Origin of the sequence: Microbispora sp. H10670 (genome assembly GCF_014161385.1) — a bacterium.
Taxonomy (GTDB): Bacteria; Actinomycetota; Actinomycetes; order Streptosporangiales; family Streptosporangiaceae; genus Microbispora; species Microbispora triticiradicis.
The window spans coordinates 19202-44499 of the sequence record NZ_JABBWW010000015.1; the positions used below are offsets into that span (position 1 = coordinate 19202).

The following is a 25298-nucleotide window of genomic DNA, read 5'->3' on the forward strand; positions in this document are numbered from 1 at the left end:
GCTCTGGTTCCGACGGCTCAGCGTTGGTCCACAGGTGCCAGACCTTGATGCACTACGCGCCACAGGACAACTACCTGGAGTGACAGGCTGGACTGCCGTCCGGGAGCGCCCGGGCGCTCTCGTGGCACCGGCCGTCCCGGGGCGTCGAGGCTGGACGGTGACTCGGCCGGCCTGGAGGGCAGTCCCACGATGGTGCCGATCACGTGGCTCACGTCTTCACCCTTGGTGCCGTCGCCCCGGGTGACCAGCTGCGCCAGCCGCCCGCCGCGGTAACGCGCGGCGATCGCCAGCCCGTCGAGCTTCGGCTCCGAACTCCACGCGGTCACCGGCCGGCCCAGCCTGCGCTCCAGTGACGCGGACCAGTCGGGCGAGTTGCTGGGCGCCGAGAACGTTGTACTGCCAGTACACCTTTCGCCAGACACTCCCTCTCCAGTCGGGGATCGGGTTACCTGGATGGTGTGGCACGACCTCCCGGCCGTGATCCGCGACACGGGAGGACGCTCCCGGCCTCCGAGGTGGAACCACCCCGGACGCCTCACACGGGCCTGTCCGACCCAGCCATCGCACCGCCAGGTGTCGGACGGCGTCACAGGGTGGCGGAACCGCCAGTATGCCGGGGATACGAAAGGCCAGGTCGGACGATGTCCGACCTGGCCTCTGGGTGGTGCCCCCTGCAAGATTCGAACTTGCGCTCCCGGCTCCGGAGAGGGCGTCACATCCGCGCCTCACATCTCCCTGAGCTGGGAGAAGACGTCGAATCGCCGTCCGGCTGGTGTTCTGGTCCACAGTAGGTCCACAAAGAAGGCCGAGTCGTCGTCCTCTCCGCATGCCGTCGGCAGTCGAGGCACACGACCATGACTCGCCTGAGGGCTGGGCGCACTTTCCACACGTCTTCAAGGCGGCCCGAAGCCGGGCCGCACGCGCCGCCGTCACGGCAACGCCGCCGCCTCCCGCTGGCGCTCCCGGCGGCCGGATAAAACCACGCCGGACGGCTGGCGCGGACGAGTCGAAACGGGCCGCCGCGCGACAGTACAGCTTTGCTCTTGGGCGGTCAGCTGAGCTGGAACAGCCGCCAGTGCCGCCCGGCATGGGGTGGCGCCTCCGGCGGGGGGGCGCTCCGACTCCGGGATGGCCCCGAACACATGTGCGGGTTATGGGGTGGCTGAGGTGGGAGCCATCCCGCCCGCCATCGACCCCAGGCAAGCCCAGCAGACCGCCTCCGCCGCCGCAAGCCCGGCTGTGACCGTTGGCGTCCAATGACCGTGGAAGGTGCACAGGCGAAGGGACACGTCAAGCCGGGCTTGCACCTCCGTCGCCGGCCCGCTGCCGCTCCGCGGTGGGGTCGACGGCAGACGGGATGGGCAGGGCGTGTCTTTGCGTCAGGGGTTCGGTTGGCCTACGAAGGAAGCGGCCAGTTATAAGACGGCTGTGCTAAACAGTCAGCCCGAGGCACTGGGTTCAGGTCTTTACACATGACCTGAGCAAACCCCGCACGAGAGGCTTCTAGGAGTTGCGCCTTATCCACGGTTACCATTCCGTTGGTCGCCATATCGTCGACAAAGAATTGCACTCCCGCAATAAGACTGAAAGCTCTGTTTAAAGCATCTTTAGAGCCATATATAGCCAGATTGTCCGTAGCCGACGGTGGCATGCTCGTAATATATGTCTTGAACGCCTTCTTGCAGTGATGGAGCTTATCTAGAGCACCTGTGTTTCCGCGCAGGTAAGTGTCATGCTTTTTGATAACGCAGGAGCTGAAACTTTGCCCGAGTGTTAGCATTTTATCTGCGGCTGCAAGAAACCGTTGATACACCTTGATGCGAGTAGCGCGAATCGAGTCGCTATGCTGCTCTTCAAGTTGCTGGAGTTGTTGTGCTTGCTGAGCCTCTATCGCTTGCTGTGAAGTATAAGCAGTAATACCCCCGCCAATTAGTGCTCCAAGTAAGGCGGAAACCAAAGAGACCATAGTGGGAAAGACTATGGTCCGCCTAAATCCTTTATCATCACTCTTTGCTCGACGTAACTCGGCAGCTCTCCGTAGGTGTAGCGGCACCTTTTTAACCTTGGTCATGCTTCAGCCCCTTCACCGGACACCAGTCTTTTGGTTGACGGAACAACGATTGTGGCGTCCGAAGGGTTCCCGATCTTGTTTTCGTGTCCGCTAGACCGAGTCAAGAGCCAACGACTCAAATCTCGCACAGGTAATACCATCTAGGTGTCTAGAAAGTCCCATTCGCTTCCTAGAACCCATCGGAGAGCCGAAAGCTTGCCATGCATGAAACCCCATTCCCAGTCATCCCAAGGGCCTAAGTTGTCGAGACCGTAGCGCTCCTCAATCCGTCGCATGGCAGCTGCTCTCTGGGCAGCGACACTGTCCGGCACCGGGTCAGCCTCACCCTCCTCCTTTGAGCCTAGGCTGCGCCCATACCAGACCTTGTCGAAGTACTCACGCTCCGCTTCGAGGATTTCAACAAGAGTACGCGGCTCCTCCTGGAAGAACTCCACCTCCTCAGCAAGCTCTTCAAATTCTTCGCCGAAATGCTCTCGCAGTCCGTTAGCAAGTTCTTCCAGGCCCAGCAGATAGCGGGCACGCCGATCAGTGAAGATGTCATCGAAGTCCGAGTGAGGCTTTCTGCGGTCGCCGTTCGGAAGGGAGAAGTCTTGATAATTCGAGGTAGCAAACAAGCAGACATCCGACGCTCGACTCTTTTTCAGCACAGACCGGAATATCTCAATCAAAAGAGCATCGGCGACGCTGTTTTTTGGCAAATGAAAGGGAGCCTTCTTGTCTAATGCTCTCTGTGTCACCGACGCTCTTTGGTTGACAGTAGGCTCTACCGCAGCCGGATGACTCAACAGCTCTTTAATCTCTTTGAAATTCCTGAGCGACAGAGCCGAGAGTAGGGGAAGACGGTGGCTCATCTCTTCGAGCCACTGCTCTCGTTGACCCCCGCCATATTCATTTAGATCATTCTTCAACTGCCGAACACGCTCTACAACACTCGCCGAAACAGACGCCTCAACCCGAGGTCGGTTCCGCTCAAACTCGTCAAGAACCAGCGAAGGCACGATCAATCTGAGGCGCTTCTGAAAGTAGAACACGCGAATTGGCACGATCAGCTTCTGACCGTCTCGATGCTTCGCCATGTCGAGCCAGACCGATGTATCAACCAGCAACCGGAGCACAGGTAGAGGGTACTCGCCAAGTCTTCCCGCCGTAGTGTGACCACATCGATTGCCGCACCTGTTCAGCGCAGCCCCAGTTCCGTCCTGGTTCCGCCCGAGGCTTGAAGACGCCAAGTATTTATGAGAGACGTCGAGAGCTGTATTACCTGGTCAGAGCCCTACTTCATACCATAGGCCCAGGTGAAGAAGTGGCAGGAGTAAGTTCGAGCTCTACTCGGACGTGCGTAGCGTGGCCCCACGGCTGTGCGCCTTGGTCAGAGGTGTGTCTCGGTATGGACCTCAACGGCCGCACGTCTCCTGAGACTGTCGCCGGCACTGTCGGCCGGGTGCTCGTCCTCGCGATCCACGAGGGCACAACGAGGGCACATGACATCATGATCAGCCGCGAAACGACGAGAACCACCGAGACAACCATTGCAGGTCATCGAGGTGGTTCTCAGGGTCGCCGCAGGCCAGAACGGCGGCCGGTCACTTCCAGTGGAAGTAGAGGCATCTTGGGCCTGCACAGCGGCCATAGGTAAAAGCTGCGCCCCGAGGTGCACCCGGGGGCACTTACTCACCAGCAGGGGCCCGGCAGGCGGGCTCATCGCCAGGCTCGGCGCCGTAGGTTAGTACTTCTTGGCTGCCGGGCGTTCAGACCATCGACGCGGAGGAGTCGAGCCTTGCTCCCGCATTGCGCGCGCCATCTTTGCTCGTTCCTTGGCAGCCTCCTCGGCAAGTAGCGGCTTCAGTCGCTCTTTTTCCTGCTTCCGCCTTTCGGCTCTCGCTGCACGTTTCGGCGCGCGTGGGTCCTCAGCGGGGTCAGGGGCTTCGCTCATGGCCAGCACTTTAGGGCACCTCACAGACCGACCAACAGGTGCCGAACTGGGGGACCACATGGGGACCACACGGCTTGCGCGGAGGCGAACAATCCACATGTCGTTGCACGTCATGTGTCGCCATCTGAAGGCCGTTGAGCTGGAAAAACGTCCACCCCTACCTCCTGGGGGTCAAGAGGGCTGTCGGAGTAGCGTCAGGAGCTCTCACTCGGAATTAGCTGTTGGTACTTCAGCTCATAGAGGTGGCCGCCCTTGATAAGGATGGACGCCTCGACCGGGCGCGCTCCGTCGGAGTAGACGACGCGGAACTGCCGGATCACTGGGATGCCCTCGGGAAGCTCCAGAAGTTCGGCCTCTTCTATGGTGGGCGGTCGTACGGAGACGCTGTCAGTGAACTCGCGCTCGGGGTGGCCGAGCTCGGCGAGCACGGCCGGCGCGCCCCCTCGGATGCGTCCGCGACGGCTGAGCGCGGTGCCGGCGACCAAGCTGTGCGGGTAGTACGACCAGGACGCCTCGACGGGTTCCTCGTCTCGCAACATCAACCGGTGCCGCAGTACGACCCGCTTCTCCCCCAGCTCGGCCGCCACGGTCTTGGGCGCGTCGACCTCTGCGACGTCGAGCAGCCGGTAGGTGACACCGCGCTCGGCCGGGTCGAAGTAGGCGGCAGTTCGGACGACGAACGGGCGCCGGTCGCGAACAAAGACGCCTTTGCCGGCCTGGCCGTAAGCGAACCCCTCGGCTTGGAGGAGCTTGGTTGCATTGTGGGCGGTGGCCGGAGCGGTGCCGTACGTCTCTGCCAGTTCCGCCGTAGAGGGGAGCTTCTGGCCCGGCTCGAGTTCTCCCGACATGATCTTTGCCCGGAGGTCGGCGGCAATTTTCAGTTGCGGGGGTCGCTCGTCGGACTTTCGCGCCACGGCCGGGTTTTCCTCTCTAATCACAGGGTTGTCTCATACCGCAGGTAGCGGCCCTGCGGGTTCATCTTCATCACGCTGACCTCGACCGGTTTGCCGTTCTCAGCTTGGAGCGTACGGGTCAGCACCAGGACCCAGCCGTGCTCGTTGAGGCCGAGAGCATGCCGCTCGTCTTCTGACGCCGGCCGAGCGTAGACGTCCTCTTCGGCATGCCGGGGCTCATAACCCAGTTCAGCCAATAGCGCGACGGCGCCGCCGACGACCTTGCGCGGCTCGGCAAGCCGGGTGCCCCGGGCGATCACCGCGGGGTAATAGGAGTCCGCCAGCTCTACGGGCCGTTCATCCAGGAGCACGATCCGACGTCGGACGACAACCGGGTCGCCAGGGGTGAGCTGAAGGCGCTCTGCAACATCCTTTGGTGCCGGCTGCTCCCCTACCTCGCCAAGCCGATGCGTCCCTGTACGGCCATGCAGGGCCGCCTCCTCCGCCCATGCGTCCGCCTGCCCAGCGGTGTGCGGCTGGATGTACGGCGTCGACACGCTCGCCCACTTCTGCTCCGGCACGCTGCCTCCTGCGGTCCGCCAAATCACCTACTTCCTCACCTTACTCGGAGGGCAGTAAGGCGTTCTGCGCCGGACCTTGTGCACCCAGAGCCCTCGGCCACCTTGCTAGCTTTTATGGAAGGCAGTAAGGTCTGAGTCGTACGCCGGTGGACTCCGGCGGACACAAGAAAGGCCCTGGCGGGTGGCACCCCGCCAGGGCCTGATCAAACAACCCCTGTCCCTTGACGTGGGGCGTCCATCCGGCAAGACGCCGCCCCACGTCGTCAAACAAGGAGTGTCCAGGATGGCACGACAGACGGTGGTCCACCACATCCCGAAGCACGCGGGCTGGCCGGACGGTGAGCGCCCCTCGGGCTGGCCGGGTACCGACCCGGGCCGGAACGTGCGGGACGAGTACGACAAGCAGCAGGCCGACACGGCCCAGCAGCCGGGTCAGGTCTCCCGGTGAGCGGCGACAGCGGCAAGACGGCCAAGAAGTCGGGCCACGGTCAGTGGCCCGCCGGCGCGAACTCGGGGCCGGTGCGGCCGGTCTACAGCTGCAGCTGCGGCGCGGTCAGCTCGGCCCCGATCAAGCACGACCACACCGGCGGCAAGCGGTGACACGCCGGGACGTGCAGGGCTACGCCCAGGACCTGATCGCACAGGCGGAGGCGCAGCAGTCCACGCCGCCGAAGCCGCCCAAGGCCCCGGCGCCGAAGCCGATCGGGACCCCGGCCAAGCCGTCGCGGCGGTAGCCGGACGAGCGGCGCGCGAGGGAGCGGCCCGGCCTGACCGGCCGGGCGATCCCCCTGGAGCGCCTGCTCTGCCCCACGTCGAGAAAAGCGGCCCCGACCTCACCGACCAAAGCAGCGTCGGGGCCGCGCCCCCACCAACGGAGGTACACCCATCATGGCGACCGCGTTCGTCGTTACCAACACCACCGAGGACATCCAGCACTACCGCGTCCCGGACGCGATGAAGCTCCTCAGCCTGGGCCGCAGCACCGTCTACGAGCTCATCCGGTCCGGCCGGCTGCGCTCGGTCCGCCAGGGCCGGGCCCGGCTCATCCCCGCCTCCGCCATCCGCGAGTACACCGCGGCCCTGGCGCGCGAGGCCCAGGAGGCCGGCCAGTGACCGACCCCGCCCTCCCCCGGTACTTCTCCGTCAGCGCCCCCGCCCCGCACAACAAGTCCGGCACCGCCCGGATCACGGTGCGTCTCGGCGGCGCGTACCCGGCCTACCTCTGCGTGGGTAACGGCCGTTTGCCGCTGACCACGGACGAGGCGTGGGCGGTGTGGGTGGCGCTCGGCAACGCGCTGACCACCGTCCACGGCCCCGCTCCGGCGTGGGCCGCCGAGCAGATCCAGCCGACCTCCGCCGAGGTCGAGCCCCCGGCCCACGGGCCCGGAGTGAGCGACCTGGAGATCTACCACGAGCGCGTCAAGGAACTGCGCGGCAAGGGCCTGGACGTGGTCACGGCCCGCCTGCGGGCCATGGACGAGGCCCGCCAGCGCATCGACGACCGCGAGCAGGCCTGGCACGAGGAGCAGGCCGCCGCCGAGGCCACGAGGAACGACCCGGAGGTGTCCCGGTGAGCGACATCCACACGAGCGTGGCCATCTACCGGCCGCGCGCCGAGGAGATGAGCCTCGACTTCAACGCCGAACGGCAGGTGTCGTTCCTCACCGTCTCCAGTCGGCACGTCTGGTTCGCCCTGGGGGCCGCCGGCAGCGACCTGGCCGCCGAGGCCGCCGCGATGGACCGGCTCGCGGAGCTGGCGGCCGAGGCCGCCGCCCGCCTGCGCGAGGCCGCCGCCCACGCCGCCGGTGCGGAGGTGTCCTGATGAACGGTGCCGCGATTCCGTCGCCGGACCCGACGCCGGAGGAGGTCGCCCGCGGCCTGGCCGACATCGAGCGGCACCTGGCCGACGTCGCACCGCCCAAGCGCCTCGCTCCGGTCGTACCGGACCAGGAGTCGGAGGAAGAGGGCGAGGGGGAGACCAAGCGGGTCAAGGCGATGCGCGCCCGGGTGGCTGAGGCGCACCGTCTGGTAGAGCTGCAGGAAGACGAGACGCCGCTGCTGGTGGACACCGCGAAGGTCGGTAAGCGCCGGCGGAAGGTGGCCGAGGCGGCCCGGCTGTATGCGCTGAGCCAGGACCCGGCCGCGCTGGCGTGGTCCGACGCGAGGGTCCGCCGGATCACCTCGGTCATGGCCATGTCGGCGGCCGTCATCGCGCTCGGGGTGTCCTCGATCGGCGTGCAGGCCTCGGTCGCCAAGGGCCTCGCCCTCAGAGAGGGGTCGATCGGCTGGTGGGCCGCCTACGGGGTGGAGCCGATCCTGTCGCTGCCGCTGCTGGCGGCCGTGGTGGTGCAGGCCTACGCCGCGATGCGCGGGCGCCGGGTCGACCGATCGAGCCCGGAGGGCAAGAGGCTGCTGCGCGCGGAAGCGCTGCTGCTCGGGCTGACGCTCGTGCTCAACTGCTGGCCCGCCCTCCGATGGAGCGGGTTCGACCTGCTGCCGCTGATCGTCCACGCGCTGGGGCCGCTCGGCGCGGTGACCGCGATCTGGCTCCTGCCGACGCTGTGGTCGGTGCTGGCGGCCCTGCCCGTACCGGCCCGTACTGGCGGGAGTATCAGGGAAAACGCCCTTGCGGCGGTGCTCGGGGAGTACAGCGGCGACCGTGCCCCGCACAGCGAGGACCGGATCGACACGCTGACTGCCCGGGTGCGGGAGATGATCGCGGCGGGGGAACTGCCGGCGGACCCGGGCGTGCAGAAGATCCGCGCCGCGCTCAGGATCGGCACCGACACCGCGAGCAAGGTCAAGCGCGTCTTGGGCGAGGGCGCCTGAGATGCCCGCCGCGAAGAGCACCAACACGAGCACGAGCGCGGCCGCCGCCGCTCTGGTGCGGCACCGCCCGGCCGTCACGCGAGGGGCCGACGAGTTCGGCGCGACCTACCGGCTGATGTGCACCTGCGGCCGGACCGGCGAGGCCCACCAGGTGCGGAGCCTGGCCCGGACGGACCTGGACCGGCACCTGACCACGCTGCCGCTGGTGCCCGAACACCAGCAGTGCCGTGACCCCCACCGGCACGACTGCCGCCCGTGGGAGCCGTGCGCGCTGTGTGAGGGGCAGGAAGCCCTGTTCGGCCTGACCGGACCGGCCGTGCGGGAGTCCCGGTGATGGCCGTCGTCCCCGGCCCCGGCCCCGGGGCTGGCCGTCGTCGACCCCGGCCCGGCATGTGGCCGGCCGTCCTCGCCTGGCTGCGGCTCGCGCTGCGGGTGGCGGTGTGTGTGCTGGTCCTGCTGGCCACCGCCGTGGACGCGTGGCTGACCGCGCTGGTGGGCCTGCCCCCGATGCTGCCCCGCGTGCGCCGCCTGGCCGCCGTACTCGCCCGGGTGGTCATCACGGAGTGCCGGGCCTGCACCGACCACGCTTTCGGTCCCGGCGGTGACGTGGTCGACGCCGAGGTCATCGATACCGATCAGGAGGTCTGGCGCTGATGAGCGACCGCACCATCACCGAGTTGTCCACGATCGAGTTCACCGGCTCCCTGGGGGAGGCGTTCCACGCCTACGGCAAGCAGTTGACCGCGCTCGGGGAGCGGTGGGGCGTCGAGCTGGACATCGCCGCCGTCGACGCCGAAGCCGCGATGTCGGCCATGAAGGGGCACCTGCTGCTGTTCGGCCTGGACTCGAAGGTCCGGGCCCGCCGGGTCGCCAAGCGGCTCAAGCGGGCCCGGGACCTGGCCGCCGCCCTGGCCGAGCGCGGCGAGGACTTCCCCCGCTCCTACCGCAAGCACTTCACCCCCAACACCTGACACCTGAAGACGGAAGGAGGGTTCTGATGGGGACCGGTAACGCCCGGCTGGACGAGATCGCCGATATCGAGTTCCACGGCAAGGTGCCGGCGAAAATCGCCGCCTACACCCTGGCCACCCAGCGGTTCGCGCACGACCTGGCCCGCGAGCTTGACCACGCCGAAGCCGCCGCCGAAGCCGCGATGACCCAACTGAAGGGGCACCCCATGCTGCTCGGGGTGGACGTGCGCGCCCGCGCCTGGCGGGTGGCCCGCTACCTGCGCGAGGCCCGCGAGATCGCTCAAGGCATCTCGGCCGAGGCGGTCAAGTTCAACCTGCAGTTCCGCCAGGAGTTCCTCGACGCACTGGAGGCGCTCGAGAAGCGCGACACCAAGCGCAGCGACTACAAGGGGAAGGTCGATCTGTGATGGCTCGCAACGCCACCTCCCTGCAGCTGGTGCAGGACGCGACCATGGAACGCCTGGCCGCCGCGACCTTGTCCAAGGTCGGCGTGCTGGTCCCCCCGTGGGTCATCCTCGGCGCGGAGGCCGCCGCAGGGGCCATCTCCCACGCGATGTGGGGCCAGGCCCCGGCGGTGACCTGGGCGGCGGTCGGCTGCACCCTGGGCTCCACCGCCCTCACCGCCCTGACGTGGGCGATCACCCACCAGCGGCGGTTGATCGGACGGTTGCACGCCACCGCGACCACCGCCGCCGCCTCGGCGTGGTTCACCACCGCGACCATCACCGGCCTGCACCCCCCGGTCGTGTCCGGGGCGTTGTTCTTCGGCGGCGCCACCCTGGCCCTGTCGTGGAACATCCGCACCGTCATCCGCCACACCAACGGTGACAGCGAGCATGAGGGCGGGGACCCCCTCGGCAGCCTGTTCGCCCGCGCCCGGGAGCAGGCCGGACTCAAAGGCACGAAGGTCCGGGCGACCGAGGTGACCGAGCACAAGGTCAAGGGGCAGATGCAGCTTCCGCCCGGGGAGAAGACCGCCGACGACGCCATCAAGGCCGCCGACCGGATCGAGTCGGGGATGCAGCTGCCGCCCGGCAGCGTGATCGTCGCGAGGGACGACGACCGCGCCGACCGCGCGCACATCACCGTGTCCGACCCCCGCGCGATCCGCCAGCCCATCGCCTGGCCCGGCCCGTCCCACCCGGGCGGCTCGATCGACAAGCCGCTGCGGATCGGGCTGTATCAGGACGGCGACGACGTTGAGTATCGGTTCGTGGGGCACCACCTGCAGATCATGGGCCGCACCGGGTCCGGCAAGAGCATCGGCGGGGCGTGGAACATCATCGGGGAGATCATCACCCGCCGCGACGCGGCGGTGTTCTCCATCGACATCAGCAAGGATGACCAGACGATGGGCCCCCTGCGGGAGGGGCTGCACCGGTTCGAGACCGGCAAGGCCGGAGCCGTGGAGCTGATCCGCGCCATGCATGAGGCGATCCCCCAGCGGACCAAGTGGCTGGCCGATCATGGCTACAGCGATTGGGAGCCCGGGTGCGGGCTGACCTACTGGTACCTGCACATCGAGGAGATCGCCAAGCTCGTCAACGAGATCGGCGGCGAGGATGAGGAGCGGCTGGGGGAGATCCTCAAGGAGATGCGCTCGGCCGGCGGCAGCGTGATCCTGTCGCTGCAGCGCGCCGACTACACCCAGATCCCCACCCTGTTCCGCTCCCAGATGGCCAAGATGTGCTTCGGCCTGTCCGACCCCGACGACGTCAAATACGGCGTGTCCGCGCGGCAGCGCAAGGCCGACGTCGTCCCGCACGAGTGGGAAGACCACTACCCCGGCATGGCCTACCTGGATGCCCGCAGCATCCGCGCCACCCACTACGCCATGCCGCTGCGGACCTACACCTGGGGCCGCAACAGCGGCGAGGCCCGGGCCGCGATGGTCGCCCACGCCGCCGCCCACCCCGCCAGGAGCAAGCAAGTCGACGACTTCACCGCCGCCCTCGCCCGCCCCACCGGCCCGGCGCCGGCCGGGCAGGGTGGGCAGGGCCCGGCCGATGGCGCGATCCCGGCGCCCGGTCTTGGGCCCGCCGGCGGGGGTGGGCACGAGGTGCGGGATGAGCGGGAGGAGTTCGCCGCGGACTTCGCGGAGCTGCTGGCCGACGCCGCGCAGCTGGTCATCGCCACCCAGCACGCCTCCCCGGCGATGCTGCAGCGCAAGCTGCGCATCGCCTGGACCGACTGCCTGCGCCTGCTGGAGGCCCTGCAGCGCAAGGACATCATCGGCCCGCCCGCCCCGGGCGGCGACGCCCGGCCGGTCCTGGTGGCGGCCGACGACCGCAACGCCGCCCGCCTGATCGAGCACCTGCGCACCACCGGGGACGTCGTCACCGCCGCCCTGGCCGCCAGCGACGACCCCGACCCGGCGCTGTCGGCCGGCCCGGACGACGCCGTCCCCCAGCCCACCCCGGAGCAGGCCGACGCACTGCGCGTCGACGGGCCGATGGTGAAGCTCGACCCCGCCCAGGCCCGCCAGCTCGTCTACGCCTGGCTACGCCACCGCCACCAGACCGGCAACCCCACCTTCACCGCCACCGACGACGAACTCACCGCCGTACGGCACCAGACGGGCAACGGACGCGGCTGGATCTACAAGGTCCTGTCCGACCTCACCGACCGCGGCGTGCTGACCGCCACCAAGTCCGGCGCCACCCGCGCCTACACCATCACCGACCTGTCCCCCCTCGACCACGACGACGCCGAAAGGACAGCCGCATGAAAACCCTCACCACTGCCGCCAGCCTCGCCGGCCTCGCGGTCTTCGTGGTCCTGGCCGTCACCGCCTGCCAGCCGACCTCGGAGACGGCCTGGGCGCCGCCGGCCGGGCCGCCCGGACGCGTGACGAAGGTCAAAGACCAGCACGTGCTGACCGTGAAGCCCGCCCACCGGCCCGCCTACAAGGTCGTGGTCAACAAGCGGCAGGCCCGCGCCTGCCACGTCGGCACGGCCTACCCCGCCTGCCTGCCCTCCGGCGTCGACCTCAACGACCTCTGAGTCACGCCCGGCGCGCGGCCGTCGCCCTTGTGCGGCTGCGCGTGGGAGCATCCGCGCCCGCGCCGATGATCTTGTCACGTGGGGTGTCACGCCCACCCCACGCCGCCGTTCACGGGGCTGTCACGGGGTGGCTGTCACGGGGTCACACCCCCGCTGACCTGTAACTCCCATCCCCAGCCCCTTTCCGTGACACCCGCGCCTGTCACGCCCGCCGATCTCGTGCTGCCCGCACACGCTCAAGGAGCACTCACCGCATGAACGATCAGCTTCGCTACGCCCTGGCCGCCGCCGCCCGCGGCTGGCACGTCTTCCCGCTCGTGCCCGGGGGCAAGGTGCCGCTGAAGGGCTGGGCATGGACAGAACACAACACCACCGACCCCGCACTGATCCGCCGCCTGTGGGGCCGCCGCCCGTTCAACATCGGCATCGCCTGCGGCCCCTCCAACCTCGTGGTCGTCGACCTGGACACGCCCAAGCCCGGCCAGACGCCCCCGCCCGCCTGGGCGATGCCCGGCGTCAACGACGGTGCCGACGTCCTGGCCACCCTGTGCGAACAGACCGGGCAAGTGCTGCCGTTCGACACCTTCACCGTCGCCACCCGCCGGGGCGGGCTGCACCTGTACTTCACCGCCCCGCCCGGTGACCCGCCGCTCGGCAACACCTCCGGCGACCAAGGCAACGGCCTGGGCTGGTTGATCGACACCCGCGCCGCCGGTGGCTACGTCGTCGGCCCCGGCAGCGTCGTCGACCTGCCCGACGGTTCCGGCGTCTATGAGGTGGTCCGCCGCGACGCGGTGGCGCCGCTGCCGGGCTGGCTGGCCGACCGGCTCCGCCCCGCCCCGCTCCCCCCGCAGCGGCCCGTCGTCGTCCCGCTGCGCACCGGCCGCCGCGGCGCCTACCTGGACGCCGCGATCCGCGCCAGCCTCGACGCCATTGCCGCCGCACCCGACGGCAGCCTGAACACCACCCTGTACGGCGCGGCCGTCGCCCTCGGCCAGCTCGTCGCCGGCGGCGCCCTGCCCGCGACCGACACAGAGGCCCTGCTGCTGCAGGCCGCCGTACAGGCCGGGCACCCCGAGATCCAGGCGCGGCGCACCATCCAGTCCGGGTTTCGCGCGGGCGCCCACCGGCCGCGGAGCGTGCCCGCGTGAGCACCCCCGACCACGCCAACGGCGTCACCGGCTCGACCGGATCGGACGGGTCGAGCGGGTCGAGCGGGTGGAGGCATGTGCAGGTCGGGTCCGGTCCGGAGACGATCCGCGTCCTCAAAGCCGCCCTGGCCGACCAGCTCCTGCCCGACACCTACGTGTCCGGGGGCGCCCTGGTCCACATGGAGACCATCTCCGGCGGCCAGGCCAGCCCCGCCGCCGACGAAGACTCCCCGCTGCCCGTCACGGCCAGCACGATCACCCCGGCCACCCTGGCCGGTCTGCTGGCCGAACACGCCTACGTCTACCGCATCCGCTCCCGCAAAGACGGCGCCGGAGGAGTCGAGATGTACGAAGAAGAGGTCACCCCACCCCGGGACATCCTCGCCTCCGTGCTGGCCGGGAAGACCTGGCCCAAGCTGCCGCCACTGCGCGGGGTGATCGGCGCCCCGGTGCTGCGCCGCGACGGCACCCTGCTCCAGCGGCCCGGCTACGACCCCGCCACCGGCCTCTATCTGGCCGCCAAGGTCGCCCTGCCCGAGGTGCCCGACCGGCCGACCGCGGAGCAGGTGGACACCGCGCGGGACTTCCTGCTGAATCGGTTCCTGCGGGACTTCCCCTGGGCCGGGCCCGCCGACCGGGCCAACTACCTCGCCCTTGTGGCCACCCCGATCCTGCGGCACTACACCCGCAGCCTCACCCCGTTCGCGCTGATCGACGCCACCATGCCCGCCTCCGGCAAGTCCATCCTCACCGGCGGCCCCGGCATGCTCTACGGCCAGCGCGTCCTGCCCTGGGCCTACACCGAAGAAGAACTCCGCAAATCCATCACGGCTGTTCTGGCCGAACAGGTCGGCGTCGTGGTCTGGGACAACCTCGCCGAGGGCACCGTCATCGACTCGCCCACCCTGGCCCTGCTGGTGACCGCCGGCGTCTGGTCCGACCGCCAGCTCGGCGCCTCCCGCAACATCGCCACCGTCAACGACCGGCTCTGGATGGCCACCGGCAACAACCTCCAAGTCGGCGGCGACATGGCCTCCCGCACCGTCCGCGTCCACCTCGACCCGAACATGCCCCGCCCCGAGCAGCGCGACCAAACCAGGTTCGGCATCCCGCACCTGGACCAGTGGATCACCCTCCCGGCCAACCAGCTCACCGTCCTGTGGCACCTGCTCATCCTGATCCTCGACTGGACCGGCAACGGCGCCCCCCGGGCCGCCGGCCTCTCGATGCGGCAGTTCACCCCCTGGGCGCAATCCCTCGGCGGGTTCCTCGCCCACCACGGCATCGACGGGTTCCTGGCCAACGCCGCCGACGTCCGCGACATCGACGAGGACGAAACCCGCTGGCGCGCCTTCCTCGCCTGCTGGCACCGCCTCCACGGGAACCAGCCCATGACCGCCGCCGACCTACGCCGCTCCGGCGAACCCGACCACATCGGCCCCGGCTACGACGACAACGACCGCTGGGACGGCCAGTTCATCACCACCCACACCGGCCGCCTGCCCAACCCCCTCGCCCTCGGCCGACTCCTCACCGGCCAGATCGGACGCTGGCGCGGCGACCACGTCATCCGCTCGGCCAAGAACGACCGAGGCGACCGGAACGTCTTTTGGGTCGAGCGCCATGAGTGACAGAGCGCTGAAACATCTCCGCATCTCCGCATCTCCGCATCTCCGCAACACACCCTGCGACCAGGCAAAACGCGCGCGGAGATACCAACGATCAATCACCGTCCATCTCCGCAACTCCGCACCCGGTGCGGAGATGACCCCCCTCCTGCGGAGATGCGACCGGCCTGAGCCTTCCCATCTCCGCAACCATCCGCCCAGCTCACAGCCGGTCCTGCGGAGATGCGGAGATGCGGAGATGTTTCAGCCCTCCGCAGCAGAGACGCATCCGGAGCACATTCCGGCCCACCCATAACGACCACGCCATCAAACGCAGAAAGGCAGTCACGACCATGACGACGCGAGCGAAGAGCATGCTCACCATCGCCGAGGTCCTGGACGAGATCGACGTACCGAAGTCCACCTTCTACCGCTGGCTGAACACCGGGCGCGGCCCGAAGTCGCTCAAGCTCCCCAACGGCAAGCGCAAGATCCGACGCCGCGACCTTGACGCCTGGCTCGCCACATTCGAGAACACCACCGCCTAGGAGCAAAGGCATCCATGCTGACTCACGACGTCGTGATCTGGAGCATCCGCAACCGCAAGGGCCGCACCAAGCCGTACCAGCTCCGATGGCGGGTCGGGGCAGAGCCGAAGTCGAAAGCCTTCCTGACCAAGGCACTCGCCGACAACTTCCGCGCCGATCTCCTCAAGGCCGCGAAGAAGGGCGAGCTCTTCGACACGGAGACCGGCCTGCCGGCCTCCTTGCTGCCCACGGCGGCCGAGAAGCCGCCTATGAGCTGGTACGACTTCGCCGTCAAGTACACCGCGATGCGCTGGCCAAGCGCCGCCGCGAAGACACGGGAGAGCATCGTGGACAGCCTGGCCGTGGCCACATTCGCGATGCTCGGCGCCGAGGCGATCGACCTGACGCGAAAGGAGATCCGCGCCGCCATGCACTGGGCACTGATCCCTCGTGAGCATGGCGAGGCCGTACCGGCCGAGCTGGCTCCTGCTCTGCGGACTCTCCAGAAGTCCACGATCCCGCTCGCTGTGATGGCGGATCCGATCGTCGCGCGTCGGGTGAGTGATGCCCTTGGCCTCACTCTCGATCAGAGGCCCGCCGCGGCCGAGACCGCAGCCCGTCGACGCCGGGGGTTGAACACGGCGCTGGAGTACGGCGTGGATCTCGGTGAACTCAAGGAGAACCCGCTCAAGCGAATCAAGCAGAAGAAGGTCGCCAAGGAAGACGTCGTCGACCGACGGGCCGTCGTCAATCCCGAGCAAGCGCGGGAACTGCTCACCGCCGTGTCGTACGTCGGGAGCTGGCGCCGTGCCCGGGGCCGTCGCCTCGTGGCCTTCTACGCCACGCTGTACTTCGCGGGCGTCCGGCCGGCCGAGGCCGTAGGACTGCGGCGAGACGACTGCCACCTACCCAAGGAAGGGTGGGGCCTGCTGACCCTGGCCAAGACCCGCCCGAGCAGCGGCAAGCAGTGGACCGACACGGGGACGGTCCATGACTTGCGCGGCCTGAAGCAGCGAGACCCCCGCGCCGTCCGCGAAGTCCCCATCCCGCCCGAGCTCGTCGCCATCCTCCGCGCTCATCTGGAGGAGTTCGGCACGGCCCCCGATGGACGCCTCTTTCGCAATGAGCGCGGCGGCGTCCTCGGCGCGTCTACCTACTCCCGGGCCTGGGAGGAGGCACGCCGCTTCGCCTTCACCCCGCAGCAGGTGGCCTCTCCGCTGGCCGGCCGCCCGTACGACCTGCGCCACGCCGCCCTGTCCACATGGCTCAACGCCGGAGTGGACGCGACCGAGGTGGCGGCCCGCGCCGGCAACAGCGTGGAGGTCCTCCTGAAGCGCTACGCCAAGTGCCTCGACGGCCGCCAGGAGCAGAACAACCTCCGCATCGAGGCCGCGCTGGCCCCCTGAGATCCGGTCCACAACTGGTCCACAACCAGTGAGCGCCAATGAGAACGGGCGGGACTCCGTGAGACTGGAGACCCGCCCGATCATCTGTTGTTCGCCCTGGTCAGCGGCTTGATCCGCTGGTCAAGGTCTGGTGCCCCCTGCAAGATTCGAACTTGCGCTCCCGGCTCCGGAGGCCGGTGCTCTATCCCCTGAGCTAAGGGGGCTCAACCGGGAACAAGGCTACCAGCACTTGAGGGCCGTTCGTCACACCAATACGGCTGTCTCGACGCCGGGGCGGGCGGATCGGCGAAAACCGCGCGCTCACCCCTCCTCATTGGCTAACTTGGCGCCCGTGGGTGAGCTTCTGGGACGCGTGCTGGTGGTGGATGACGACGAGGTCATCCGGCAGCTCATCGCGGTCAACCTGACCCTTGAGGGGTTCGAGGTCGAGACCGCGTACGACGGGCAGAACTGCCTGGACCGGGTGGGCGACGTCGCCCCCGACGTCATCACGCTCGACGTGATGATGCCGCGCATGGACGGCTGGGAGACGGCGACCAGGCTCCGCCGGGATCCGAGCACCCAGCACATCAAGGTCATGCTGATCACGGCCCGCGCGCAGGAGGACGACCGCAGGCGGGGGTTCGACATCGGCGTGCACGCCTATCTCACCAAGCCCTTCGACCCCGCCGAGCTGATCCAGACCGTACGGGACCTCGTCGAGAGTCCCAGACCGCTCTGACCCGACCAGGACGTACGGCGCCGGGCTGATCAGGCCGGGCCACAGGAACGCCCGCCCGGCCGTCGACCCAGCGCCGATCACGTACATGCTCGCCGGGGCCGGCTGGCTGCGGGTCGTATTCCGGCAATCGCCTCCGGACGATGGCTTTACCGATCACGCGGTGACCGCCGTACTCGACGGGGTAGGGCGGCGAGGGGATCCGAGGGCAGGGCGACCGGCGCAGACCGGCGGCTGACCGGACGGATCGCGGGCGGCCCGGCCAGGTGTGCCGGGCAGCCCTTCTGGGCGAGACCGCGTGTGCCGCTCTGCGATCAGTCGCTGCCATGTGCGGGCCGCACACACCGGACACGCGAGCCTTTCGCCACGGGCACAGCCGCCCATGTCCGCGCATATCCGAGCCACGCCGGCCACTTCATACCGCGCTGCGCCGCGCCCGAGGGCGGCGTGGCCCGCGCCGCCTGGAGGCCGAGCGGAGGGAGCGAACCGATGACCAGTCCCGAATTCCGCAGGAACGCGGAGGAGAAGCCACCGTCACCGCGAGGAAAACGGCCTCGTCTTCTCCTCGGAGTCGCCGCGGCGCTCACGATCGCCACCGGTGCCGGCCTCGCCGCGGCCTGCGCTCCCGGCGACCACGCGCCGTCCCGTGCCGTACCAGCGGGCCAGGCCGGTCAGGTGGATCACGCGAAACAGGAGGGGCCCGGACCGATCCAGTTCGGCGCAGGCCAGCTCGGCCTGGCGGAGCTCGCCTGGCTCCGGCAGGGACAGCCGCAGCCCGGGCGGCCCGGCCAGGACGACTACCAGACCTTCACGAGCCAGACCGGCGCGGTGGACTCGGTGCGGAGTGACTCCATCTCCGTCGGCGGCAGGGCCTACGCCGTGGACGAGTCGACCAGGATCGTCTCCGACTACAAGGGCCTGCAGGGCATCCAGCAGGGCGACCAGGTGTGGGTGATCGGCACGCCGGGCGACAACCCGCGTGCGGTCCTGATCGCGGACGCCAGCCGGCCGCCGCTGCCGGGTCACGGCGGAGGCGGCCCGGCGGCGCCGTCTCCGCCCGGTGCTCCGGGTGCTCCCGGCGCTCCGGGCGAGGCGCCGGGGCAGTCGCCCGGCGGCTCCCCTCCCGCCACGCCGACCGAGTCGGAGTCACCCGCGACCGTCCAGCCCACCGGCTGACAGGGCGAGCACGGGCGGGGACCCTCATGGTCCCCGCCCGGACGGCTCAGGACGTGGCGAACGTGAACCAGTTGAGGTTGACGAAGTCGGCCGGCTGGCCGCTGCTGAAGGTGAGGTAGACCGTGTGCGTGCCGGTGACGCCCGTGATGTTGGCCGGGATGGTCTGCCAGCTCTGCCACCCGCCGGTGTTGCCGACGGCGAAGTCACCGATCGGGGCCTCGGTGAGGCTGTCGAGCCGCACCTGCACCAGGCCGCTCACGCCGGCCGCCGCGCCGGAGGCGACCCGCGCCTTGAACTGCCGCGCCGCCGTCGAGCCGAAGTTCACCTTGTCGTAGCGCAGCCAGTCGCCGTTGCCGATGTAGGCGACGTTCTGCCCGCCGCCGACGTCCTGGGTCGCCTCGAGCTGCGTGCCGCTCTGCGCCTGGTACGCCTCGGCCTGGATGGTGGAACGGGCGTCCACGCCACCCGACGGGTTGCTCGGGGTGGCCGACGGCGACGGGTTGCTCCCGCCGCCGCTCTGCCAGACCGCGACGTAGTCGACGAGCATCGGCCGCCCGGAGACGGTGGCCGAGGTGGGCGTGGAGAAGCCCGCGACCCCGTTGGGGAACCCGCCGCCGACGGCCACGTTGAGCAGCAGGAAGTAGCCGGAGTGGGAGGTCATGTTCGACCAGGTCGTCGCGTCGAGCTGGTTCTGGCTCACGCTGAAGAACTGCTGGCCGTCGACGTACCACCGCAGCTGGTTGGGGCTGACGCTGCGGTCCCACTCGAAGCGGTAGGTGTGGAACGCCGACTGGCAGGACGAGCCGGGGCAGGCCCGGTTCGTGCCGAGACCATTGGTCTCGTTGCACGGCCCGCCGGGGTTCACGCCGCAGTGGAGGGTGCCCCAGACGGCGTTGACGCCGTTGACGTTCTCCATGATGTCGAGCTCGCCGATGGACGGCCAGTTCTGGTAGTTGCCGCGGTACGGCGAGCCCAGGGCCCAGAACGCCGGCCAGTAGCCGAGGGCGGCGTTGCCGGTGACGTTCGGCATCTGGATGCGGCCCTCGATGCGCAGGACCCGCCCGTCGGCGGGCTTGAAGTCGGAGCGGCGCGTCTCGATGCGGGCGGAGGTCCAGTTCTGGCCGCTGCCGATCGGGGTGATGCGCAGGTTGCCGCCGCCGTCCAGGCTGAGGTTCGCCGGGTCGGCCGTGTAGTTCTGGATCTCACCCGTTCCCCAGTTGCCCGGACCTCCGGGGTACGCGTGACCGGTGTCGATGATCCAGTTGCTGGACGACGGCAGCGATCCCGACGAACCGTTGAAGTCGTCGGACCAGACGAGCGACCAGCCGGACGGCGTCGCGGGCACCGACGCCTCGGCGGGCCGTACGGCGAGGGCCGCGACCGCGGCGGTGGCGGCGAGCAGCGCCATCATCGAGCGCCGCCATGGGGAGTGGAGCACACGCATGAGTACCTCTCTCCTCGGTCCGGTCGTCGCGGCGAGGGGATGGGGGGTGCGGGTGGGCCTCACGGGCGGAGACGAATGCACGTCGGTACGGCCGGACGGCGGCGTCCGGCGAGGAGCCGTGAGGGCCCGCGCACCGCGACCGCGGACCACTTGAGCGCCACTGTCCCCTTCGAATCTCACTCGCGTCAAGAGGCTCTGTGAAATCTGAGAGAGCGTTCTCTCCCGTTTAAGGTGGCCATAAAGGCTGACCAGCGAGAGCGCTCTCTGCTCAGATTCCCGCCCGGGTCGGGGCGCCGCGACGAACGGGAAAGCGCCCTGTCAGGAGCCCTGGCCCCAGCGGTAGGCGCCGTACCCGGTCAGCAGCAGGCTGACCGCGCCGGCCGCGGCCCGCAGGGTGTTCCAGGTGGTCCACCGGGCCGAGTAGTCCGACCAGATCCCGGCTGCCCGCGACGGGTCGGCGTGAACCGCCACGGCGGCGAGGGCGTCGTTCATCGGCACGTTCACCACGGCCGTCGGCAGGACCACGCCGGCGGCGTACACCGCCGCGGCCGCGAAGAAGGGCCAGGCCGCGCCGGAACCGGAGCGGGTCAGCAGCAGGGCGCCCGCCGCGGCGGCGGCGACCGGGGCGAGGACGAACGCCGCCAGGAACACCGGGTTCTGGATCCTGGCGTTGACGGCGTTCATGGCGTCGATCGCCGAGGAGGCCGGCGCGGCGTTCAGGCCCGGCATGACACCGACCGAGAAGCCGAAGAAGGTGCCCGCCATCCCGGCGGTCATGAGCATGGACAGGGCGGCCGGAACAGCGACCGGGATGTCCGGTGTCGTCGTCATGGTGATCAGTCAATCGGCGGACGGCGCCGGGCGACATCGCCGAGAAGCTCGTCCGCATACGTGGCCGTCTACGATCTGGCCATGGACGCGCTCGCCGACCTCCTCGACGGGCCCCGGGCGCGCGGGGCCTTCCTGCTGCGGGCGACGCTGAGCCCGCCCTGGTCGGTACGGATCCGGGACGAGGCGCCGCTGTGCCTGGTGGCGATGCTCCGTGACCAGGCGTGGATCACCCCGGACGGGGACCGGACCGTACGGGTGGGACCCGGCGACGTGGCGGTCGTGCGCGGACCGGGCCACTACACGGTCGCCGACGACCCGGCGACCCCGCCACAGGTCGTGATCCATCCCGGGCAGGTCTGCACCACCCCGGACGGCCGAAGCCTGTCGGCGGAGATGGACCTGGGCACGCGCGGCTGGGGCAACGACCCGGACGGCTCGGCCGTGATGCTCGTCGGCGCCTACCAGGCGCGCGGCGCGGTCACCCGGCGACTGCTGGCGGCGCTGCCCACGCTGCTGGTGCTGCCCGGCGACTCCTGGGACGGCTCCCTCGTCACGCTGCTCGGCCGGGAGATCGGCAGGGACGAACCGGGTCAGGAGGTGGTGCTCGACCGCCTGCTCGACCTGCTGCTGATCGCCGTGCTGCGCGCCTGGTTCTCCCGGCCGGACGCGCGGGCTCCGGGCTGGTACCGGGCGCACGGCGACCCGGTGGTGGGGCCGGCGCTGCGGATGCTGCACGCCGAGCCGGCCCGGCCCTGGACGGTCGCCGAACTGGCCGGCCGGGCGGGAGTCTCCCGCGCCGCGCTGGCGCAGCGGTTCGGGAGGCTGGTCGGCGAGCCGCCAATGGCCTACCTGACCGGGCTGCGGCTGGCGCTGGCGGCCGACCTGCTGCGTGAGACGGACGCGACGCTGGAGGCCGTGGCCCGGCAGGTGGGGTACGGCACCGCCTTCGCGTTGAGCACGGCCTTCAAGCGCGAACACGGCGTGAGCCCTCAGCGGTACCGGGAGAGCCTGCGGCACTCGGCCGGTTGAGGGCCGCGAGGAGATACCTGCCCCGGCCTGCGCAGGCGTCCGCCGCCTCGGGCCGCCGGGGCGCCGGGGCGCCGGGGCGCCGGGGCGCCGGGGAAGCGCGCCATGGGCGGGCGGCACGTCGCTCGGGACGTGCCGCCCACCGCGGGCCGTTCGTCAGGACGTGGCGAACGTGAACCAGTTGAGGTTGACGAAGTCGGCCGGCTGGCCGCTGGTGAAGGTGAGGTAGACGGTGTGCCTGCCGGTGACGCCCGTGATGTTCGCGGGGATCGTCTGCCAGCTCTGCCACCCGCCCGTGTTGCCGACGGCGAAGTCACCGATCGGGGCCGCGGTGAGGCTGTCGAGCCGCACCTGCACCAGGCCGCTCGCCCCGCCCGCCGCGCCGGAGGCGACCCGCGCCTTGAACTGCCGCGCCGCCGTCGAACCGAAGTCGACGTTGTCGTAGCGCAGCCAGTCGCCGTTGCCGATGTAGGCGACGTTCTGCCCGCCGCCGGCGTCCTGGGTCGCCTCCACCTGCGTGCCGCTCTGCGCCTGGTACGCCTCGGCCTGGATGGTCGAGCGCGCGTCCACCCCACCGGACGACGGAGACGGCGACGGAGTGGGTGACGGAGACGGCGAACGCGACGGGGACGGCGATGCGGATGGCGACGGGGACGGGGAGGAGGACGTGCCCGCGCTGGTCGCCGTGGACCGGGCCGGGACGGTCAGCGTCCTGCCGTCCGAGAACGTGACGACCCTGGCCGACGAGCCGAAGTTGTGCGCGACGTACGTCCGCGCCGAGCCGTTCACGAACACGGCGGCGGTCGGGCTGTCGGCGGTCACGCCGGGGTCGACCACCCCCAGCCTGGCCAGGTTGTAGATCCAGTGGTAGACGTGCGCGAGCGACTCCCCCGGCTCGGGCGTCAGCGTCGTGTATCCGGCGTCCCACGCGCTCTTGGCCGCGGCCGGGTCGGCGAGCGCCCGGAACTCCCAGATGACGTCCTTCCACTCGACCGCCGGGCCGCCGTTGCCCGCCTCCATCTCTGCCAGGTTCTGCTTCACGTCGGCCTGGTACAGCCCGTGGTAGAGCGACCCGCCGGTGACCGGCAGCGCGTTGATCCCGTGGATCTCCTCGGGGTTGGCGGTCCACCAGGTGGAGTACGCCGCGCCGGAGCCCCAGATCATGCCCGCCGTGTCGTGCCGGAACCCGGCCGGGAAGACCGCGTCGTCCTTGTCGAACCAGTACTGCGCGATCGCCGACGTCTGGGTCGTGTGGAGGTAGACGCCGAGGTCGCGCAGGGCGGTGTCCCCCGTCGCCGCGCCGAGGAGGATCGCCCCGGCCGCGAAGTTCATCGCCTCCGACGACGACTCCTCGTTGTTGCCCGCCGCGAAGCCCTGGTGCCCGGACGCCCAGCCGTTGCCGGCGTACGGGTCGAAGTTGCGCAGGAACGGGAACCGGGTCTCCGACCTGTCCCAGTTGTTCGCGTCGGCGGCCAGCAGCTTCGCCATCGGCGCCCAGCTCGCCGCCCAGGCCGCGTCGTACCTCGCCACGGTCGCGGCGGCCATCAGGTAGTAGCCGTAGTGGAAGTGGTGGTCGTTGACCTCGGTGTCGCTGCCGTACGAGGCCGGGTAGCCGGTGAGCACGCCCCAGGTGGAGTCGTAACGGAACTGCTCGGCGCCCCCTGCGGTGAACCAGCTCTCCAGCTCGCCCTTGAGCAGCCCGAGCAGCCGGTCGCGGGAGGCCGTGTCACCGAGCTGGTCGGCGATCGGCACGAGCTGGGCGAGGCGGCCGAGCGCCTTGCCGGTCCAGTAGGTGTCGGTCGCGCCCTTCCACGGGTCGGCGGCGTTCGCCTCCTGCCTGACGTAGTCGCCGAGCCTCGTCCTGTCGTACGCGCCGAGGTCGGGCAGCGACGGCAGCACGCCGTGGAACGTCTGGGCGGTGGTGAACGACGTGCCCTCGCGCAGCTTCATCGTGCCGCGCGGCGAGACGTACGTGTACGACGTCAGCGGGCTGCTCGTGGCCAGCCACTGGTGGCGGTAGAGCGCCAGCAGCGTCCCGGTCTGCGTGCCCTCCCTGGCCGCCGTCGTCGCCGTGTAGGTGGTGGTGAGCCGCGCCGCCGCCTCGTCGTACGACCAGGTCACCCTCGTCCCCGTGACGAAGCTGAACGCGTACTTGGCGAACAGGTCGAGCGTCGAGGCGGAGGCGTCGGGCAGCACGGCGACCGAGAAGTAGTTCCTCCCGCCGAGCGCGTCGGTCGCGACCGTGCCGCCGAGGCTCCAGTCGGTGCCGGACGGCCCGAAGATCCCGTAGTGGTGGCCGTTCACGGTGACGCCGAGGACGTTGCCCCGGTCGGCCCAGACCGTCGGCGTCGCCACGAACGCGACCCGGGCGTCGCCGCCGCTCGGCGTCGCGTAGACGTACGGCAGGCCGTGCCCGATGGTGGCCCTGAGCGAGCGTGCGCCGTCCGACCAGTACGGCGTGACGGTCCAGTCGGACCAGTCGTCCACCCTGGTGTCGGGCGAGTTGAGGCCGGTGACGCCCAGCGTGAGGTCGCGGGCGTGCGGGAACTCGTACTGCCGTCCGTCGGCGCTGATCAGCGGGGTGGTGGGATAGCTCACCTCCAGCCCGCCGGCCACCGCGTGGAAGGCCAGCGGGTGGCCGTACATGTTCTCGGAGTACGGGTTTCCGGCGTACCGCTGGAAGGCGAGCGACGACCACCAGTCGTTGGTGGGCACCTTGCGGGTGACGTTCGAGGTGACCTTGGGGGTGACCGGGGCTCCGTCGGAGTTCGCGGGCCCGCTCGCGCCGGCGGGCAGGTCGGTGGTGTAGCCGCCCGCCCCGACGGGGACGGTGGCGGCGCCGGCGGGCGTGGCGGGGAGGACGGGCAGGGACAGGGCGAGGGTGGTCAGGACCGCGAGACGGAGTGTTCTGAGGGGAAGGGTTCTGAGGGGACGAGACGGCATGGGCGACCTCCGCTGGGGGGTTCAACGACTGCGGAGGCGGAACCCGGGTCCGGGACCCGGCGGAACGACCTCGGCAGCATTGCTGGAAGCGCTCTCAGCGTGGTTGACGCTAGGCGTGCTGAAATAGGCTGTCAACGCGTGAGGAAAGTTTCACGACGAGTGCGAGAGCGCTCTCTCTAGGAGGAATC

At 69.7% G+C, this 25298-nt stretch carries 28 protein-coding genes and 1 tRNA gene; 20 read left to right on the forward strand and 9 right to left on the reverse strand.

Annotation, left to right across the window (positions count from 1 at the left end):
• Positions 1-17: 17 nt before the first annotated feature.
• From HHX33_RS36280 to HHX33_RS20955, 5 genes are all read right to left on the reverse strand, one after another.
• Complete coding sequence (locus HHX33_RS36280) at positions 18-716, reverse strand: hypothetical protein (RefSeq protein ID WP_310741459.1); 699 nt, start codon at positions 714-716, stop codon at positions 18-20.
• A 680-nt stretch (positions 717-1396) separates the two neighbouring features.
• Positions 1397-2071: a hypothetical protein gene (locus tag HHX33_RS20940; RefSeq protein ID WP_182876104.1), complete on the reverse strand. Its 675-nt coding sequence runs from the start codon at positions 2069-2071 to the stop codon at positions 1397-1399.
• A gap of 140 nt (positions 2072-2211) precedes the next feature.
• Positions 2212-3186: a PIN domain-containing protein gene (locus HHX33_RS20945; protein WP_182876105.1), complete on the reverse strand. Its 975-nt coding sequence runs from the start codon at positions 3184-3186 to the stop codon at positions 2212-2214.
• 1012 nt (positions 3187-4198) lie between these two features.
• Positions 4199-4942: a GntR family transcriptional regulator gene (locus HHX33_RS20950; protein WP_310741460.1), complete on the reverse strand. Its 744-nt coding sequence runs from the start codon at positions 4940-4942 to the stop codon at positions 4199-4201.
• Positions 4939-5478: a GntR family transcriptional regulator gene (locus HHX33_RS20955; RefSeq protein ID WP_182876106.1), complete on the reverse strand. Its 540-nt coding sequence runs from the start codon at positions 5476-5478 to the stop codon at positions 4939-4941. Before HHX33_RS20955 ends, HHX33_RS20950 begins: the two co-directional genes overlap by 4 nt.
• Positions 5479-5761: 283 nt before the next feature.
• On the opposite strand from HHX33_RS20955, the gene HHX33_RS20960 reads away from it, so the two are divergent.
• The 17 genes from HHX33_RS20960 to HHX33_RS21040 all read left to right on the forward strand — a co-directional run bounded on the left by HHX33_RS20960 (position 5762) and on the right by HHX33_RS21040 (position 16972).
• The gene (locus HHX33_RS20960) at positions 5762-5926 is read left to right on the forward strand and encodes a hypothetical protein (protein WP_182876107.1); all 165 of its coding nucleotides are present in this window, start codon (positions 5762-5764) and stop codon (positions 5924-5926) included.
• Positions 5923-6078, forward strand: a complete 156-nt coding sequence (locus HHX33_RS20965) for a hypothetical protein (protein WP_182876108.1) — start codon at positions 5923-5925, stop codon at positions 6076-6078. Before HHX33_RS20960 ends, HHX33_RS20965 begins: the two co-directional genes overlap by 4 nt.
• Positions 6075-6212, forward strand: a complete 138-nt coding sequence (locus tag HHX33_RS20970; RefSeq protein WP_182876109.1) for a hypothetical protein — start codon at positions 6075-6077, stop codon at positions 6210-6212. The genes HHX33_RS20965 and HHX33_RS20970 overlap by 4 nt, the downstream gene beginning before the upstream one ends.
• A 154-nt stretch (positions 6213-6366) precedes the next feature.
• Positions 6367-6591: a helix-turn-helix domain-containing protein gene (locus HHX33_RS20975; RefSeq protein ID WP_111700267.1), complete on the forward strand. Its 225-nt coding sequence runs from the start codon at positions 6367-6369 to the stop codon at positions 6589-6591.
• Positions 6588-7052: a hypothetical protein gene (locus HHX33_RS20980; protein WP_182876110.1), complete on the forward strand. Its 465-nt coding sequence runs from the start codon at positions 6588-6590 to the stop codon at positions 7050-7052. The genes HHX33_RS20975 and HHX33_RS20980 overlap by 4 nt, the downstream gene beginning before the upstream one ends.
• Positions 7049-7300, forward strand: a complete 252-nt coding sequence (locus HHX33_RS20985) for a hypothetical protein (protein ID WP_182876111.1) — start codon at positions 7049-7051, stop codon at positions 7298-7300. Before HHX33_RS20980 ends, HHX33_RS20985 begins: the two co-directional genes overlap by 4 nt.
• The gene (locus HHX33_RS20990) at positions 7300-8307 is read left to right on the forward strand and encodes a hypothetical protein (protein WP_182876112.1); all 1008 of its coding nucleotides are present in this window, start codon (positions 7300-7302) and stop codon (positions 8305-8307) included. The genes HHX33_RS20985 and HHX33_RS20990 overlap by 1 nt, the downstream gene beginning before the upstream one ends.
• A 1-nt stretch (position 8308) precedes the next feature.
• Positions 8309-8641 carry a hypothetical protein gene (locus tag HHX33_RS20995; RefSeq protein ID WP_182876113.1) on the forward strand — a complete coding sequence of 111 codons (333 nt, stop codon included), beginning with the start codon at positions 8309-8311 and terminating at the stop codon, positions 8639-8641.
• Positions 8641-8961 carry a hypothetical protein gene (locus HHX33_RS21000; protein ID WP_182876114.1) on the forward strand — a complete coding sequence of 107 codons (321 nt, stop codon included), beginning with the start codon at positions 8641-8643 and terminating at the stop codon, positions 8959-8961. The genes HHX33_RS20995 and HHX33_RS21000 overlap by 1 nt, the downstream gene beginning before the upstream one ends.
• Positions 8961-9278, forward strand: coding sequence for a hypothetical protein (locus HHX33_RS21005; protein WP_182876115.1), 318 nt, complete (start codon positions 8961-8963; stop codon positions 9276-9278). The genes HHX33_RS21000 and HHX33_RS21005 overlap by 1 nt, the downstream gene beginning before the upstream one ends.
• A gap of 26 nt (positions 9279-9304) precedes the next feature.
• A complete protein-coding gene (locus HHX33_RS21010) occupies positions 9305-9685 on the forward strand; it encodes a hypothetical protein (protein ID WP_182876116.1) in 381 nt (126 codons plus the stop codon).
• Positions 9685-12006 carry a DNA translocase FtsK gene (locus HHX33_RS21015; RefSeq protein WP_182876117.1) on the forward strand — a complete coding sequence of 774 codons (2322 nt, stop codon included), beginning with the start codon at positions 9685-9687 and terminating at the stop codon, positions 12004-12006. The genes HHX33_RS21010 and HHX33_RS21015 overlap by 1 nt, the downstream gene beginning before the upstream one ends.
• Entirely contained in the window at positions 12003-12281 is a 279-nt protein-coding gene (locus tag HHX33_RS21020; RefSeq protein ID WP_182876118.1) for a hypothetical protein, read from the forward strand. The genes HHX33_RS21015 and HHX33_RS21020 overlap by 4 nt, the downstream gene beginning before the upstream one ends.
• 254 nt (positions 12282-12535) lie before the next feature.
• Positions 12536-13432: a bifunctional DNA primase/polymerase gene (locus HHX33_RS21025; protein WP_182876119.1), complete on the forward strand. Its 897-nt coding sequence runs from the start codon at positions 12536-12538 to the stop codon at positions 13430-13432.
• Positions 13429-15063 (forward strand): hypothetical protein, encoded by a 1635-nt coding sequence (locus HHX33_RS21030; RefSeq protein WP_220502034.1) that lies wholly within the window; start codon positions 13429-13431, stop codon positions 15061-15063. Before HHX33_RS21025 ends, HHX33_RS21030 begins: the two co-directional genes overlap by 4 nt.
• A gap of 329 nt (positions 15064-15392) precedes the next feature.
• Positions 15393-15587, forward strand: a complete 195-nt coding sequence (locus tag HHX33_RS21035; protein WP_259402698.1) for a helix-turn-helix transcriptional regulator — start codon at positions 15393-15395, stop codon at positions 15585-15587.
• A gap of 14 nt (positions 15588-15601) precedes the next feature.
• Entirely contained in the window at positions 15602-16972 is a 1371-nt protein-coding gene (locus tag HHX33_RS21040) for a tyrosine-type recombinase/integrase (protein ID WP_182876120.1), read from the forward strand.
• Between the two features lie 128 nt (positions 16973-17100).
• Here HHX33_RS21040 and HHX33_RS21045 read toward each other — a convergent pair.
• A tRNA-Arg gene (locus HHX33_RS21045) sits at positions 17101-17175 on the reverse strand.
• 128 nt (positions 17176-17303) lie between these two features.
• Between HHX33_RS21045 and HHX33_RS21050 the strand changes: the two genes are divergently transcribed.
• Both HHX33_RS21050 and HHX33_RS21055 read left to right on the forward strand, forming a co-directional pair.
• On the forward strand, positions 17304-17693 hold the full coding sequence (locus HHX33_RS21050; protein WP_244302343.1) for a response regulator transcription factor: 390 nt from the start codon (positions 17304-17306) through the stop codon (positions 17691-17693).
• Positions 17694-18179: 486 nt separating this feature from the next.
• On the forward strand, positions 18180-18866 hold the full coding sequence (locus tag HHX33_RS21055) for a DUF5666 domain-containing protein (RefSeq protein ID WP_182876121.1): 687 nt from the start codon (positions 18180-18182) through the stop codon (positions 18864-18866).
• Positions 18867-18912: 46 nt separating this feature from the next.
• Here the strand turns inward: HHX33_RS21055 and HHX33_RS21060 are convergent, their stop codons facing one another.
• Both HHX33_RS21060 and HHX33_RS21065 read right to left on the reverse strand, forming a co-directional pair.
• Entirely contained in the window at positions 18913-20310 is a 1398-nt protein-coding gene (locus tag HHX33_RS21060) for a glycoside hydrolase family 16 protein (protein ID WP_182876122.1), read from the reverse strand.
• 318 nt (positions 20311-20628) lie between these two features.
• Positions 20629-21141, reverse strand: coding sequence for an anthrone oxygenase family protein (locus tag HHX33_RS21065; RefSeq protein ID WP_182876123.1), 513 nt, complete (start codon positions 21139-21141; stop codon positions 20629-20631).
• A gap of 81 nt (positions 21142-21222) precedes the next feature.
• Here HHX33_RS21065 and HHX33_RS21070 point away from each other — a divergent pair, with 81 nt between their 5' ends.
• Complete coding sequence (locus HHX33_RS21070) at positions 21223-22170, forward strand: AraC family transcriptional regulator (protein WP_182876220.1); 948 nt, start codon at positions 21223-21225, stop codon at positions 22168-22170.
• A gap of 153 nt (positions 22171-22323) precedes the next feature.
• Here HHX33_RS21070 and HHX33_RS36285 read toward each other — a convergent pair whose 3' ends face one another.
• Positions 22324-25110: a glycosyl hydrolase gene (locus tag HHX33_RS36285; protein ID WP_182876124.1), complete on the reverse strand. Its 2787-nt coding sequence runs from the start codon at positions 25108-25110 to the stop codon at positions 22324-22326.
• Positions 25111-25298: the final 188 nt, after the last annotated feature.

Excerpts from the sequence above, each read along its gene's own strand:
- HHX33_RS20940 (WP_182876104.1), bottom strand. The coding sequence starts at position 2,071 with ATGACCAAGGTTAAAAAGGTGCCGCTACACCTACGGAGAGCTGCCGAG.
- HHX33_RS20960 (WP_182876107.1), top strand. The coding sequence starts at position 5,762 with ATGGCACGACAGACGGTGGTCCACCACATCCCGAAGCACGCGGGCTGG.
- HHX33_RS20975 (WP_111700267.1), top strand. The coding sequence starts at position 6,367 with ATGGCGACCGCGTTCGTCGTTACCAACACCACCGAGGACATCCAGCAC.
- HHX33_RS20990 (WP_182876112.1), top strand. The coding sequence starts at position 7,300 with ATGAACGGTGCCGCGATTCCGTCGCCGGACCCGACGCCGGAGGAGGTC.
- HHX33_RS20995 (WP_182876113.1), top strand. The coding sequence starts at position 8,309 with ATGCCCGCCGCGAAGAGCACCAACACGAGCACGAGCGCGGCCGCCGCC.
- HHX33_RS21000 (WP_182876114.1), top strand. The coding sequence starts at position 8,641 with ATGGCCGTCGTCCCCGGCCCCGGCCCCGGGGCTGGCCGTCGTCGACCC.
- HHX33_RS21005 (WP_182876115.1), top strand. The coding sequence starts at position 8,961 with ATGAGCGACCGCACCATCACCGAGTTGTCCACGATCGAGTTCACCGGC.
- HHX33_RS21010 (WP_182876116.1), top strand. The coding sequence starts at position 9,305 with ATGGGGACCGGTAACGCCCGGCTGGACGAGATCGCCGATATCGAGTTC.
- HHX33_RS21015 (WP_182876117.1), top strand. The coding sequence starts at position 9,685 with ATGGCTCGCAACGCCACCTCCCTGCAGCTGGTGCAGGACGCGACCATG.
- HHX33_RS21020 (WP_182876118.1), top strand. The coding sequence starts at position 12,003 with ATGAAAACCCTCACCACTGCCGCCAGCCTCGCCGGCCTCGCGGTCTTC.
- HHX33_RS21025 (WP_182876119.1), top strand. The coding sequence starts at position 12,536 with ATGAACGATCAGCTTCGCTACGCCCTGGCCGCCGCCGCCCGCGGCTGG.
- HHX33_RS21035 (WP_259402698.1), top strand. The coding sequence starts at position 15,393 with ATGACGACGCGAGCGAAGAGCATGCTCACCATCGCCGAGGTCCTGGAC.
- HHX33_RS21040 (WP_182876120.1), top strand. The coding sequence starts at position 15,602 with ATGCTGACTCACGACGTCGTGATCTGGAGCATCCGCAACCGCAAGGGC.
- HHX33_RS21055 (WP_182876121.1), top strand. The coding sequence starts at position 18,180 with ATGACCAGTCCCGAATTCCGCAGGAACGCGGAGGAGAAGCCACCGTCA.
- HHX33_RS21060 (WP_182876122.1), bottom strand. The coding sequence starts at position 20,310 with ATGCGTGTGCTCCACTCCCCATGGCGGCGCTCGATGATGGCGCTGCTC.
- HHX33_RS21065 (WP_182876123.1), bottom strand. The coding sequence starts at position 21,141 with ATGACGACGACACCGGACATCCCGGTCGCTGTTCCGGCCGCCCTGTCC.
- HHX33_RS21070 (WP_182876220.1), top strand. The coding sequence starts at position 21,223 with ATGGACGCGCTCGCCGACCTCCTCGACGGGCCCCGGGCGCGCGGGGCC.
- HHX33_RS36285 (WP_182876124.1), bottom strand. The coding sequence starts at position 25,110 with ATGCCGTCTCGTCCCCTCAGAACCCTTCCCCTCAGAACACTCCGTCTC.